Origin of the sequence: Orrella sp. 11846 (assembly GCF_048820935.1) — a bacterium.
Lineage (GTDB): Bacteria > Pseudomonadota > Gammaproteobacteria > Burkholderiales > Burkholderiaceae_B > Algicoccus.
On sequence record NZ_JBMERD010000003.1, the window covers coordinates 124,037 to 138,261 of the forward strand.

General features: G+C 50.2%; 8 protein-coding genes. 6 read left to right on the top strand and 2 right to left on the bottom strand.

Annotated elements, in window-relative coordinates; translation table 11 throughout:
• Nucleotides 1-52 precede the first annotated feature (52 nt).
• The 4 genes from ACOI06_RS03565 to ACOI06_RS03580 all read left to right on the top strand — a co-directional run bounded on the left by ACOI06_RS03565 (nt 53) and on the right by ACOI06_RS03580 (nt 6,238).
• Complete coding sequence (locus tag ACOI06_RS03565) at nt 53-907, top strand: fumarylacetoacetate hydrolase family protein (RefSeq protein ID WP_420661129.1); 855 nt, start codon at nt 53-55, stop codon at nt 905-907.
• A 53-nt stretch (nt 908-960) separates the two neighbouring features.
• On the top strand, nt 961-1,569 hold the full coding sequence (locus tag ACOI06_RS03570; protein WP_420661130.1) for a glutathione S-transferase family protein: 609 nt from the start codon (nt 961-963) through the stop codon (nt 1,567-1,569).
• Nucleotides 1,570-1,697: 128 nt separating this feature from the next.
• Nucleotides 1,698-5,114, top strand: coding sequence for an EAL domain-containing protein (locus tag ACOI06_RS03575; RefSeq protein WP_420661131.1), 3,417 nt, complete (start codon nt 1,698-1,700; stop codon nt 5,112-5,114).
• Between the two features lie 50 nt (nt 5,115-5,164).
• Nucleotides 5,165-6,238, top strand: a complete 1,074-nt coding sequence (locus ACOI06_RS03580; RefSeq protein ID WP_420661132.1) for a glycosyltransferase family 9 protein — start codon at nt 5,165-5,167, stop codon at nt 6,236-6,238.
• Here ACOI06_RS03580 and ACOI06_RS03585 read toward each other — a convergent pair.
• On the bottom strand, nt 6,229-7,059 hold the full coding sequence (locus tag ACOI06_RS03585) for a glycosyltransferase family 2 protein (protein WP_420661133.1): 831 nt from the start codon (nt 7,057-7,059) through the stop codon (nt 6,229-6,231). The two genes, ACOI06_RS03580 and ACOI06_RS03585, sit on opposite strands and share 10 nt — an antisense overlap.
• 278 nt (nt 7,060-7,337) lie before the next feature.
• Nucleotides 7,338-7,469 (bottom strand): hypothetical protein, encoded by a 132-nt coding sequence (locus ACOI06_RS03590; protein WP_420661134.1) that lies wholly within the window; start codon nt 7,467-7,469, stop codon nt 7,338-7,340.
• Nucleotides 7,470-7,538: 69 nt separating this feature from the next.
• Between ACOI06_RS03590 and uvrA the strand changes: the two genes are divergently transcribed.
• Nucleotides 7,539-13,058 carry an excinuclease ABC subunit UvrA gene (gene uvrA / locus ACOI06_RS03595; RefSeq protein ID WP_420661135.1) on the top strand — a complete coding sequence of 1,840 codons (5,520 nt, stop codon included), beginning with the start codon at nt 7,539-7,541 and terminating at the stop codon, nt 13,056-13,058.
• Nucleotides 13,055-14,212: an aminodeoxychorismate synthase component I gene (locus tag ACOI06_RS03600; RefSeq protein ID WP_420661136.1), complete on the top strand. Its 1,158-nt coding sequence runs from the start codon at nt 13,055-13,057 to the stop codon at nt 14,210-14,212. The genes uvrA and ACOI06_RS03600 overlap by 4 nt, the downstream gene beginning before the upstream one ends.
• The last annotated feature ends 13 nt before the right edge of the window (nt 14,213-14,225 follow it).

Here is a 14,225-nt window from a genome sequence, read left to right on the forward strand (position 1 = left end):
ACTGCCCGGGTTTCCGGGCAGGGCATTTTAAAAAATATATAAGGAGGAAAACATGCGTTTAGTACGGTTTGGTGCCCCCGGTGCTGAAAAACCAGGACTGTTGGATGCACAAGGCCAGTTACGAGATCTGAGTCAGATCATTGCAGACATCGGACCCGCCCAACTGAGCCCGGAGGCTCTGGCGCAACTTGCGCGCTTGGATACGGAGAAGCTGCCAGTTGTTGAGGGGGACGTGCGTTTTGGGTGTCCTGTCGGTCAGGTTGGAAAGTTTTTGGCCATTGGCTTGAACTACCGTGAACACGCGGCTGAAACAGGTTCTGCAATTCCCAAAGAACCGATTCTTTTTACCAAGGCAATTAGCTGTATTCAGGGGCCTGATGATTCCGTGATGCTGCCCAAAGACTCTGTCAAAACAGATTGGGAAGTTGAGCTTGGGATTGTGATTGGTACACGTGCCTCTTATGTGTCCGAAGCAGACGCCTTGAATTACGTGGCGGGTTACTGTCTGGCCAACGATGTGAGCGAACGGGAGTTTCAATTAGAGCGTGGTGGTTCTTGGGATAAGGGTAAAGGCTGCGATACCTTTGGTCCATTGGGGCCTTGGCTGGTGACGCGTGATGAGATTGCTGATCCACAAAATTTAGGGCTCTGGCTCGATGTCAATGGACAACGGATGCAAACGGGTCATACCAGTGACATGATCTTTAGTGTGCGTGAAATTGTCAGCTATGTCAGTCGCTTTGTCACGCTGATGCCAGGCGACGTTTTAATTACGGGGACACCACCCGGGGTTGGAACTGGGCGCAGACCTCAGGTCTTTCTGAAACCGGGTGATGTCATGACGCTGGGTATTGATGGTTTGGGTGTTCAGACACAAAACGTCGTGGCTTGGCAGCCATTGGCATAACGAGGCACCACTGTGTGCCGATTAAAAATACATTGTAAGGAATAATGATTGTGATGAAACTTTATTGCTCGTCGAATTCACCCTATGCCCGTAAAGTGCGTATTATGGCGCTGGAGTTGGGTATCCGTGATCAGTTTGAAATGCTAGATACGAATCCTCGTGATCCCGCCAATGATCTATACGATGTGAACCCGCTTCGCAAAATTCCGACCATGATAACCAGCAATGGTGATGTGATTCTGGATTCACCTGTGATCTGCGAATACCTGAATGAGGTTTATGGCCAAGGTCAGTTTTTACCAAAACAGCAAGATGAAGTTTGGAACATGCGTTCGCTCATTGCACTGTGCCACGGTGTGCTCGATGCAGGCATGTCTGTGCGTGTCGAAAATACGCGCAAACCTGAGCTTCAGTCTGAAGGTTGGAAAAAACATCAGCTCGCTACCGTTCAGCGTGGTTTAGCCGAGCTCGAAAAGCAGTCAGAACATTTTGAAAATGAGTTCAATCTGCTGGCGATTGGGCTTGTCTCGACCTTGGGTTGGTTGTACTTTCGGTTTGATCACATTGACTGGCTTGAGACCAATCCCAAAATGCGCGCATGGTATACAAAAATCTCTGAACGTGCGTCTGTGAAAGCCACGGTGCCTGGCGAACTGCTTTAAGAAAATAATTAGCAAAGTTAAGGAAGTCACTGCAACAGTAGTGACTTCAATTCAGCGTAAAATTACGAAAGAGACACCAAAGTTTTGGTGGGTTTGATGCCGCTGGTATCTTTTTGTGATTGTTCCGTATGCACTCTGATCTATTGACGCTTCAGGTTCTGTATCAATTGCCAATTGATGGACAAGCGCTGTCTGTCGGTAGGCTGACGGACCGTTTGTGCGATCAAGACCTGATCGTGAGTGAGTCTGAAGTGCTCAAAGCGTTCGAGCAGCTGCAAAGTCTGGGGATGGTCAAGTGTGTGGAGCCTGGTGCCTTTGCCCGCAGCTTCTCGACTGATCAAACGTTTGACGCGATTCGAGCCCTCAGTCAGATGTCATTGACGGGCGGTCACAAAGTCGGCGTCTGGATGGTGAACTGGACGACTGGCGAGTGGGAAGTGGATGAAGGCTGGTTGACCATGTTGGGTTACAGCCGTGATGATTTTGATAACTTCAAAAACGAGAGCTGGCAATTCTTTTGTCATCCGGATGATTTGCCGTCGGTACTGGCCGCTTTACATCAGAACATTCAAGACAAATATGTCACCTACGATATTCGGATGCGTCTGCGTCACAAAGATGGTGACTGGCTTCATATACAAGCCAGAGGGCGAATTTTAAGACCCGAGAAAAAGACAGACATTGTGTTGATCGGTGTCCATGAAAATATCTCTGAACGGGTTGCTGCAGACAACCACATCAAAGATTTGCAATCACTGGTCTCTAAGTTGCCTGTGATGATGTTCACCTGGCTCAATGCACCAGGTTGGCCTGTTGAGTTCGTCAATGACACGATTGCTACCATGGGTTACACCACGGACGATCTCTTGGTTCCGAAATCAGTTGCGTTCTCTGATCTGATTCATCCAGATGATCTTGAGAAAACCGCAGAAGAAGTGACTGAATATCTAGCACAAGGTCTAGAGAGCTATCAACAGATCTATCGGATCAGGCATAAAAATGGCCAATGGCGTTGGGTTGAAGACCTGAGCTGGCCAGAACGGGATTCTCAAGGAAAAGTGCGGCGCATACACGGGTTTTTGCTGGATATTACGCCCCGTGTTGAGGCATTAGAGGCGTTGGCGCGAACGAAAGCACAGTTTTTTGATTTGTTTGAACATCTGCCGAATATTGCAGTGCAAGGCTACGATGAACAGCTGCGTGTGATTTTCTGGAATAAAGGCAGCGAAACACTCTATCAGTTAAGTGCGCAACAAACGTTGCAAAAGCCGTTGACAGATTTGTCAGTCCCTGAGTTGATGCGTACGCAGATTCAGGACGCACTGACCAGTTGCATGCGAGGTCAGTTTCAGGAAGCGCTTGTACTTTTGAACTTTCGGGGTGCGCGTGGTGAGACCCGTACGGTGTATTCGAGCTTTGGAATCCACAGGGCTTCGAACGAAAGTCTTGAAATCTATCGAATTGATATCGATGTTTCTGAACTGAAGCAGACCCAGCAACGAATGGCGTTGCTTGCACAGGTTTTTAGTCACAGTTATGACGGTGTCGCCATTGCCAATGCGAACTCGGTCATCGTAGAAGTGAATGACCGTTTTTGTGAAATGACGGGCTACGATAGAGAAGAAATTATTGGTGAAAAACTGTCCATTCTGCATTCAGGGCGCCAGAACAAAATGTTCTATCAAGCTATGTGGGATGATTTGAATGCCAAGGGCTATTGGGTTGGTCAGCTCTGGAATCATCGCAAAGGTGGAGAGCCTTATGCGGTTGATATGCGTTTGTCTGTTATTCGGGATGAAGACGGCACTATTCAGAACTATATTGCGAATGCGACCGAAGTCACTGAACGCTTGATGCATGAAGAGAGCTTGCGTCAAGTGGCTTACTATGACAGCCTGACCGGTTTGCCTAACCGTTTGTCGGTTTCTGAGTCTTTACGTAAACTGGTGCAAACTTACCAACATCACGATGCTTCTTTAGCGGTTGTTTATATCGATCTAGATGATTTCAAAGGCATGAATGAGCGTCACGGTCATGCGATAGGTGATGTGTATTTGTGCAAGATTTCTGCGCGCCTGACCCGTGCATTGCGTGCAGGTGATATCGTTGCCCGGTTTGGTGGTGATGAGTTTGTGCTGGTCTTGCAGAACATGACGGATTTGCATCCTCAACACCCTGTATATGAGCGGTTGTTGGCGGCTGTGAGTGATGCCGTTCGCATTGGTGAACAGGTATTGAGCTTGACCGCAAGTTTTGGGATCACGTTTTATCCGCAGTCGGTCGAGGTCGATGCGGATCAGCTTTTACGTCAGGCTGATCAAGCGATGTATTCTGCCAAACAGCGCGGCAAGAATCAGATTGTTTTTTTTGATGCAGAGTTTGAGCGCGAGCTGGCCGAACGCCATACGCGGTTGCAGCAACTTCGTGATGCGGTGAACCGTGGGCAAATGGTGGTGCATTATCAACCACAGATTGATATGGTCAGTGGCCAGATTCGTGCGATCGAGGCGTTGGTACGCTGGAATCATCCTGAACATGGTTTGCAGTATCCGGATAGCTTTTTGCCTTTAGTCCTGTCTGACGAAGAGCTGTCGGTTGCCTTAAGTCGCTGGGTGTTGAATCGGGCATTAACGGATTTGGATGCGCTTCATCGGCAAGGCTATCCCTTGTGTCTAAGTGTCAATACAGGCATTCCAGTTCAGAAGAATTTACGCAAAATCTTTTTAGATGACCTTCGTGAGCTTTTAGAGAAACATGAAGTGATTCCGGCTGATCAAATTACGCTGGAAATTGTCGAAAGCGCTTTGATTGAAGACTTTTCGTTGGCGACCCGAACCATCAATGAGATTCGTGAATTGGGAATACGAATTTCGCTCGATGACTTCGGAACGGGGTTTTCGTCTTTGGCTTATTTAAAGCATCTGACATTTGATGAAATCAAAATCGATCAGAGTTTTGTGCTGGATATGTTGCATCAACGTGAGAATATGACCATCGTGCAAGCGGTGATCAGCCTAGCACGCTCGTTTCATGTGCCTGTTGTGGCCGAAGGCGTTGAAAGCGCAGAACATGCGCAAGCTTTGTTGCGCCTGGGTTGTGTGCTGGTGCAGGGCTATGCGTTTTCTAGACCCAGATCGATGGCGAAATTACAAGCTTGGCTGAGTGAGTGGCGGTCTGGGCAGTTTGATGAGAATATTAAAGAACTACCTGTTCATCGACATTCCGTGATGGCGCTGCTGTCTGAGCATGTGGGTTGGATGATTCGTTTAAGAGATTTTTTTCAGCAACCATTTGATCATCCCGTTCCTGCGGATTTGCAGTCTTGTGGGATGTCTCGCATTCTGATGCAGCTTTCGCAAGAGCCAAGTTTTAATGATGTGTTTGCGGCGCTTCAAAAAAACCATGATGAGTTGCACGAATATTCAGACAAAGCGATTGCTGCGCATCAAGTGGGCGATACCTTGAAGCGACAAACGGCTTACCAGAGCGCTGAAAAGCGTTCGAATGAATTGCAGCGCTTGATTTGGAATTACCTAGAACGATAGATGTTGGGTTCCTGTGAAACGCAAACCGAGTCTATGGAGTTAGTCATCAAGTGAAAAAAGTGCTGGTCGTGCGCAATGACAAAATTGGAGACTTTATGCTGGCTTGGCCAGCTTTGAAATTGTTAGCGTCTTCTGGTGCTTGTGAGGTCAGTGTCTTGGTGCCAGAGTACACAGCAGAACTGGCTCGTTTATGTCCTTCGGTGCGACGAATCGTGCTCGATCCCGGTGCAGAGGCCACACAGGAACAACAACAAACTCTACTGCGTCAATTACGTACGAATCAGTATGATGCGGCGATTGCTTTGTTTTCAAATTGGCGCAATGCGTCGATTCTACGACAGGCCAATATTCCCTATCGATTAGCCCCTGCCACCAAGTTTGCTCAAATCTTATATACCGATCGATTAACACAGCGTCGCTCACGGTCTCTAAAACCAGAATGGGAATACAACTTAGATTTGGCGCAACATTATCTGATGCGTGAGGGATTGCCGATCCATCCAGTGAGTGCCCCTTATCTGGTTGTGAAAGAAGAACGACGCCTACAGGCGCGTGCGCAGATTGCCCGTTCCGCAGGGCTGGATTTTGCGCGACCTTGGCTGGTCGTCCATCCCGGCTCTGGCGGTTCCGCTGTAAATTTATCGACACAGCAGTACATCGATTTAATCAGGCTCATTGCAAAATCGTTGCCCAATTATCAGGTGCTGTTGTCGGCAGGACCCTCAGAGCTTGAAACGGTTAATCGGATGGTTTTTACACTGTCGGATGATTCGTCGACAGCACATCCAGTACAGGTGGGCGTGATGTTGCCTGAGCATGGTCTAAAAGGTTTGGTGGCGGCTCTGGACAATGCGGATGTCATGATGGCAGGTAGTACAGGCCCGTTACACATTGCGGGCGCGCTGGATCGACCCACTGTAGGTTTTTTTCCGACAAAACGTTCGGCAACGGCTCTGCGTTGGCAAACATTGAATTCACCCGGGCGTCACTTGGCGATTCAGGCGCCTGCTGATCAGGGCGAAGCGTCGTTTGCCGAATTGAATTTAGTGGCTGTGGCGCAACAAATCATTGAGCACATTAGACACACGCAGTATGCCAGTCGAGTTTTTGCCAGTCAGTCTTGACGAGGCTTAATTGGACGATTGCTTTGCTCGTCGGGTTGAGCTGTGTTGGGTTGACGCAAAAGCCATAAATTGGCATATTTTGCGAAAGTGGAATGTGCGGACAGCAGTGCTAAAAGCAAACCTTGGCGCCCATCTAAAAAACCCACTTTGAGGACATACATCCGAAGAAAACAGCCAATGGCATGCAACATGCCTTGAGAGAGGCTGGCTCGGCGACCTTTGTCGTGACGCTGCTGTGCCCACAAATGAGCATAGTGTGCAGACTTCACGAGATAGTGTTGCAAATCTCGATAGGTGTAGTGCAAGAGATCACCGTTTAACACCCGTGTTTTTGTGTTAGGTGGGATTAGAACATGTTCGTGAACCGGCGAATCTGAATAGGTCGTGGCGTTTGCGCGATAAAGACGTACCACCCGGTCAGGATACCAGCCACTGTGACGGATAAAGCGCCCAAAGACCCAGGAAAGTCGGCTCACACTGTAGACGCTGTCTGGTTCATTTTGTGCAATCGCCTTCTGAATGGATTGCCTCAGTTCAGGCGTGACTCGCTCATCCGCATCAATCCAAAAAATCCACGGGGTTTGTACATGCGTTTGTGTAAGGCGACGTTGTGCCCCAAATCCTTGCCAATCGAGGTTTTCTAGGACACGGGCATTAGGATAGCGTCGGGCAATTTCAAGCGTATCGTCTTGACTGCCAGAGTCCATTAGCAGAATTTCATCAGCCCAGTCATGCACCGTATCCAGACAAGCGGCTAGATGCTCTGATTCGTTTTTAACAATCAGCGCAACAGTCAATGCGTCAGGCTTGTGGGTGGTCATGGGCGATTAAGAGAGATGCCAATGTGATGGTTTTGTGCACAAATGACAAAAGGAAGGTCAGGGGAATGGACAATCCAGCTTGTTTTGTGTAAATGGCGCACAATGGGGGTTGTCGTTTAATCCATAACCCGTTGAGATGAATGTATCAGATCAAACTCAGCGCATTGATTGCAATGAATCAACCGCACTGAGTTGATTGTGCTGAGTTGACTGCACTGAACCGACAAGACCTATTGAGCATGTGTTCACGAAGTGCTTGTCGGTCGTGCGTTCAAGCATTAAGAGCGTTTGGTCGCGCCCAGCAACATCTTGAAGACGCTACGGGGTTGATTGACGTACAAACGTTTTAATGCTTTGCTCAGACAACGACGCTCAAGCGTGTTGCGTCGTACACGTTTAATTTCAGCCATGAAATACCTCCAGTCATAATTCCACTATAGTACTTCATTTCTGCCTGTTGTCGCGAGAATCCGCTTCGTATGAAATCCTCTATTGATCTATTCGGTGCCCGTCAAAACAATCTAAAAGACTTGACTCTGCAAATTCGCACGGGTGAATTGACGGTTGTGACGGGTGTATCGGGCTCTGGAAAGAGCTCTCTGGCGTTCGATACGCTGTATGCCGAAGGCCAGCGCCGCTATGTGGAAACGTTCTCGCCCTATGCGAGACAGTTCCTCGATCGAATGGATAAGCCGCAAATTGATCGGATTGAAGGAATTTTGCCGGCGATTGCGATTGATCAAACCAATCCGGTTCGTAATTCCCGCAGTACCGTGGGGACGATGACAGAGCTGAACGATCATCTGAAACTACTGTTTGCGCGAGGGGCAACACTCTATTGTCGTGGATGCAACCATCCTGTGCAGCCAGATACCCCGCAAAGTATTGCGCAGGATTTACGTGAGCGCAGTCAGGCCGCAGGTAATCCGCGATTGATTGTGACCTTTGCCGTGGATGTACCTGAAAGTCTGGATGAGGCGCAGGTTCAAGCATTTCTGGATACCCAAGGTTATGTGCGGGTTCATCACCGTGAGAATGTGGCTGGCGAAGATGGTGAACAGCAGCGTTTATATGTCGTACAAGACCGGTTTCGGTTAGAAGGGACAGAGCACGCCCGGGTTAATGAAGCGATTGAGGCGGCATTGCGGATGGGCCGTGGTTTGATGACCGTGTTTGCGCTAGACGATGAGGGTCAACCGTTGGCGTACTGGCGCTTTAGTGACAAACTACATTGTGCAGACTGTGACCTAGATTATTCGCCTTGTTTACCTAGTACGTTTTCTTTTAATTCACCTTTAGGGGCCTGTGAGGCCTGTCGTGGCTTTGGTCGGGTGATTGGTGTGGATATGGGTCTGGTGATTCCAGATGACAGCAAGTCCTTGCGAGATGGTGCAATTAAGCCCTGGCAGACCCCGAGCTTTAAAGAGTTACAGCGTGACCTAGAAAAGTTTGCCAAACTTCAAGGGATTGCGATTGATATCCCGTGGCGTGATTTGCCGCCTGAACATCAAAGGTATGTGATTGAAGGCGATCCAGATTGGAAAGGTGGACGTAAAGCCTGGCAAACGCAGTGGTATGGCATCGATCATTTTTTTGAGTGGTTGGAGTCGCGTGCCTACAAAATGCATGTGCGTGTCATGCTCTCAAAGTATCGCAGCTATACGCCGTGCCCAGCCTGTCACGGTGCACGTTTAAAGCCTGATGCGTTGCTGTGGCGAGTGGGTGATGCAGCCCAGGGTTCATACAACTTTCATGAATTGATGAGCCTGCCCATCAGGCATTTGTATCAGTGGTTTGAACAGTTGGTATTTCCCGATGTCGTGATGGATGCGGCCATGACGCTGGTGCGTGAAGAGATTCTCACACGCCTGAAGTTCCTGAATGATGTGGGTTTGGGTTATTTGACGCTCGAGCGCCAAAGCCGAACACTGTCAGGCGGTGAGGTGCAACGCATTAATTTGACCACTGCCCTAGGCACGTCATTGGTCAACACCTTGTTTGTGTTGGATGAGCCCTCCATTGGCTTGCACCCCATGGATATGCATCGGGTGGTGGAAGTCATGCACCGCTTGCGCAATGCTGGCAACACGTTGGTGGTCGTTGAGCATGATCCACAAGTGATGGTGGCAGCAGATCGCATTCTGGACATGGGGCCTGGACCTGGTGAAAAAGGTGGAGAGATCGTCTTTGACGGCACGCCTGATGCATTGCGTCAGGCAGACACACTCACGGGACAGTATCTGAGTGGTCGCAAACGCATTGAAGCACCTCGACCTGTCGCTGTGACCGACAAAACTCCCCGACTGTTGTTGGAAGGCGTACAAGCCCATAACCTAAAAAACATCGATGTCCATATTCCGTTGGGTAGGATGGTGTGTGTCACAGGCGTTTCCGGATCCGGCAAATCCACGCTTGTAGAAAATGTTCTATTTCCTGCCTTACTAAAGCATTTTGGTCGACCGACAGAAGCCCCGGGTGCTTACCGGCATTTGTTAGGTGCAGAGCAGCTTGCAGATGTTGTGATGGTGGATCAGTCCGCCATAGGTAAAACAGCCCGTTCCACACCAGCTAGTTACATCGGTGCATTTGATGCGATCCGTAAGCTCTTTTCACAAGCACCGTTGGCCTTGGAGCGAGGCTATACCGCGGGGATGTTCAGCTTTAACGGTGGAGATGGACGTTGCCCAACCTGTGCGGGTACGGGGTTTGAGCATGTAGAGATGCAGTTTTTGTCGGATGTGTATTTACGTTGTCCAGATTGTGACGGTAGACGTTTTCGTCCAGAAATCTGCGAGGTTCGTCTAGAGCATTTGGGTCAGAGCGCATCGGTTGATGAAGTCTTGGCGATGACGGTGACACAAGCCTTGTCTTTCTTTAAGGGGTTGCGACAAGTTCAGACCGCTTTGGCGACCTTGGTCGATGTGGGGTTGGAATACGTCACGCTCGGCCAACCAGTGCCAACTCTGTCTGGTGGGGAAGCACAGCGTTTGAAGCTTGCAGGCCATTTGGTGAAATCACTCCAAAGTCGCAGCCGTCAGCCCTTGAATCAGAAGCCCGTTTTGTTTCTCTTTGATGAACCGACGACTGGGTTGCATCTGGATGATATTGCACGCCTCATGGGGGCGTTCAGAAAGCTTCTCTCAGCAGGTCACGCACTCCTGATTATTGAGCATAACCTGGATGTGGTTGCCGCCAGTGACTGGGTGATTGATCTGGGGCCGGGTGCGGGTGATGAGGGTGGAGAGATTGTGGCGCAAGGCACACCGACCGATCTGATTGAAACCAGTGATTCAGCCACTGCACAAGCCTTACGTGAGTATGCCCAAATTGTTCGTGAGCACCAGCCCATTGCAGTGACATCCAGTGCGCAAGCGGTCAGTGCGCCCAAGCCTGTCACCAGTATTGATATCTTGCATGCGCGTGAACATAACTTGCGTGATATCAGCGTGAGTATTCCGCACCGTCAGTTCACGGTGATCACAGGCGTTTCCGGATCTGGTAAATCCACACTGGCCTTTGATATCTTGTTTAACGAAGGGCAGCGTCGATATTTAGAATCGATTAATGCATACGCCAGAGCGATTGTGCAGCCTGCCGGGCAGCCAGATGTGGATGCGATCTACGGTATTGCCCCGACGGTTGCCATTGAGCAACGCACCAGTCGAGGTGGTTATAAATCCACTGTGGCCACAATGACAGAGATTTACCACTTTCTGCGTTTGTTGTATGTGAAGCTCGGGGTGCAATATTGTCCGTGTTGCAACGTACCGGTCACCCCACAGACATCGCAGCAAATCATGGCGCATATTCTGCGTGAGTATGATGGGCAACATATTGGTTTGTTGGCGCCCTTGGTACATGCCAGAAAAGGTTATTACACCGACCTGGCCCGTTGGGCACGTCAGAAGGGGTACACACATTTGCGCGTCGATGGCGAGTTCCTAACCACACAACCTTGGCCCCGATTAGATCGATACAAAGAACACACGATTGAGTTGCCTGTGGCCGATCTGGTGGTGAGTGCAGACAATGAAGTGCAGTTGCGTACAGCCATTGAGTCTGCGCTTGAGCACGGCGATGGGGTGTTGAGCGTGGTGTGGCCCCTGGAACGTTTGCATGTAGACTTGCAAGCGCCTTTGGAGCAAATGCATTTTTCAACCAAACGGGCGTGCCCGTCTTGTGCACGTAGTTTTGCAGAGGCCGATCCTCGACTCTTCTCGTATAACTCCAAGCATGGTTGGTGTACGACGTGCTTTGGGACGGGGGTTGCCTTGAAAGGGTTTGATGCCGAGCAGACGGGTGAAGAATTGCGCTGGAAGCAAGATGAGACGCAGACCTCACAGCCTTGCCCATCTTGTGAAGGGACACGGCTCAATGAAGTGGCGCGCGCCGTACGCTGGCAGGATCATTCGATTGTGGAGCTGACTGGGTTGTCGGTGCGTGAAGCTCAGCAGTTTTTTGAAGGACTGGAGCTCGATGCGCGTCAAACAAGCATTGCCCGCGATATTTTGCAGGAAGTGCGTTCGCGACTGAAATTCATGCGCGAAGTGGGGCTGGATTATTTGTCTTTAGATCGAGCGGCTCCTACCTTGTCTGGGGGTGAGGCGCAACGTATCCGTCTGGCTGCGCAGCTCGGTTCCAATTTGCAGGGCGTTTGCTATGTCCTCGATGAACCAACGATTGGTTTACACCCGCGCGATAACCAGATTTTGTTGAATGCCTTGGCTCGCTTACAGTCAAACGGCAACACCTTGGTGGTGGTTGAGCACGATACCGATACGATCCGACGCGCTGATCATGTCATTGACATTGGGCCGGGCGCGGGCGTGCGAGGTGGGCGCATTGTGGCGCAAGGCCGTGTCATCGATATAGAAAACGCCCCTGAATCGGTCACAGGTCGTTTCTTGCGTGAGCCATTACGTCATTCGAAGCAGCCAAGTCGTCCAGTCGATGCAGATACGCAATGGATTCGCGTCCGTGGTGCGAATCTGCACAATCTAAAGCAAGTTGATGCGCAGATTCCAACCGGTCGACTGACCGTGGTGACGGGTGTATCCGGTTCGGGCAAATCCAGTCTGGCACGAGATGTCCTCCTAGACAACTTATTGCGTGTGATGGCCAATCCGAAAGACAAACCGATTTGGCATGGCTGCGATCAGATTACAGGTTGGGAGTCAATTGACCGAATTTTAGAGGTCGATCAAACCCCCATCGGAAAAACACCGCGCTCATGTCCAGCTACTTATGTGGGATTCTGGGATGTGGTGCGACGTCAGTTTGCCGATACTCAAGAGGCTCGAATTCGAGGTTGGGGTATTGCACGGTTTTCTTTTAATACCGGACAAGGGCGTTGCCCCGTGTGCGAAGGTCAGGGCATGCGCACAATTGAAATGAACTTCTTGCCTGATGTGAAAGTGCCTTGTGATGCTTGTGAGGGTATGCGGTTTAACCCGCAAACACTGTCCGTCAATTTGCGCGGCATGAATGCGGGTCAGGTGTTGGCACTTGAAGTCGATGATGCAATTGATTATTTTGCGGCGCACCCGCGGGTTCGAGAGCCACTTAAACTGATGCAAGATGTCGGGCTGGGGTATCTAACACTCGGTCAGGCATCACCCACTTTGTCGGGTGGTGAGGCACAACGGATTAAACTCGTGACTGAGTTGGCTAAAGCTCATTTGGGCAGTACACGACGCGTGAAAATAACGCCACGCACGCTGTATGTGCTCGATGAACCGACGGTTGGCTTGTCGGTGGCTGATGTTGAAAAACTAATTAATGTCTTGCATCGATTAACCGAAGCGGGGCATACCGTGGTGGTGATTGAACATAACCTCGATGTGATCGCTCAGGCGGATTGGTTGATTGATCTGGGTCCTGAAGGTGGATCAGGAGGAGGGCAAGTGATTGCACAAGCCAGCCCTTGGGAGGTGGTTGAGCAATTCCCAGAGTCTCACACTGCGATTGCATTAAGACCTGTCTTTGGAGAGTCTGCGTGAAGTGTTGGTTTGATCAGGGAGCTGAACAGACACGTTTACAGATGACTGGTATGGTGGCGCGCATCGGTGTGCGCCGCCCTGAGTATCTGGCGCAGGCGTTGGCACAGATCGAAGACGCACAAAAGCAGGGTCACTGGGTGGCACTGGTGGCGCATTATGAATTGGGTGCTTGGCTTGATCCTGCTTTAAAAGAGATTGTGTGGCCTGACATGGCGACCGAATCGCCGGAACTATTGACAGCTTGGATTTTTAAACACGCTGAACAGCGCACGTTAGAAGCGGCTGGTGAGGCATGGTCTTCTAAAGCGCAGATCACCTCGGTCAAGGCGAGTCTGACTTGGCCGCGTTACCAGCAGATGATCGAAGCAGTGCGTACCTTGATTGCCGCTGGTGAGGTCTACCAAATTAATGCGACCTTTCCGTTAATGGTTCAGGTTCAGGGGCAAGCGCGTGCACTGTATGAGCAGATATTGCAACAAAGTGCGGCTGCGCATGCGGCTTATATCCACGACGAAGAGGGTGGACGGCACATTCTGTCTTGGTCGCCTGAATTGTTTGTGGCGCGCACAGGGTCGAATCTGGTCACACGACCGATGAAAGGCACTGCGCCACGAGTGCCTGAAGATGTGGTTGCGGATGCTGCCATGGGACAGGCTTTACTCGATAGTCCTAAAGACCGTGCAGAAAACCTCATGATTGTCGATTTGCTTCGCAATGATTTGGGACGGCTCGCTCAGACTGGAACAGTCCGTGTCGATCCTTTGTTTGCGTTAGAAAAATACCCCACAGTCTGGACCATGACATCCACAATTGAGGCGCAATTAAAGCCTCGGGTGAGCTTGTTGGAGATTCTACAAGCGCTGTTTCCATGTGGGTCGATCACTGGCGCCCCAAAAATTGCGGCAATGAAACAGATCCGACGTTTGGAAATGGGTCCGCGGGGAGTGTATTGTGGCAGCATTGGATGGCTTGCACCGGATGGTGACTTTTCATTGAACGTGGCGATTCGCACATTGGTACTCAATGAAGCGGGGCAGGGTACCTACCATGTGGGCGGAGGCATCGTGTATGACTCTGATCCCGCCAAAGAATGGCAAGAGTGTTTTTGGAAAGCCCGTGTTTTAGGGGTGCCTGTCCAATTGGCAGATGAGTAACGGATTATAAAGG

What these genes read in the sequence shown, in the direction of transcription:
- ACOI06_RS03565 (WP_420661129.1), top strand. Translation starts at nt 53, where the DNA reads ATGCGTTTAGTACGGTTTGGTGCCCCCGGTGCTGAAAAACCAGGACTG.
- ACOI06_RS03570 (WP_420661130.1), top strand. Translation starts at nt 961, where the DNA reads ATGAAACTTTATTGCTCGTCGAATTCACCCTATGCCCGTAAAGTGCGT.
- ACOI06_RS03590 (WP_420661134.1), bottom strand. Translation starts at nt 7,469, where the DNA reads ATGGCTGAAATTAAACGTGTACGACGCAACACGCTTGAGCGTCGTTGT.
- ACOI06_RS03585 (WP_420661133.1), bottom strand. Translation starts at nt 7,059, where the DNA reads ATGACCACCCACAAGCCTGACGCATTGACTGTTGCGCTGATTGTTAAA.
- ACOI06_RS03575 (WP_420661131.1), top strand. Translation starts at nt 1,698, where the DNA reads ATGCACTCTGATCTATTGACGCTTCAGGTTCTGTATCAATTGCCAATT.
- uvrA (WP_420661135.1), top strand. Translation starts at nt 7,539, where the DNA reads ATGAAATCCTCTATTGATCTATTCGGTGCCCGTCAAAACAATCTAAAA.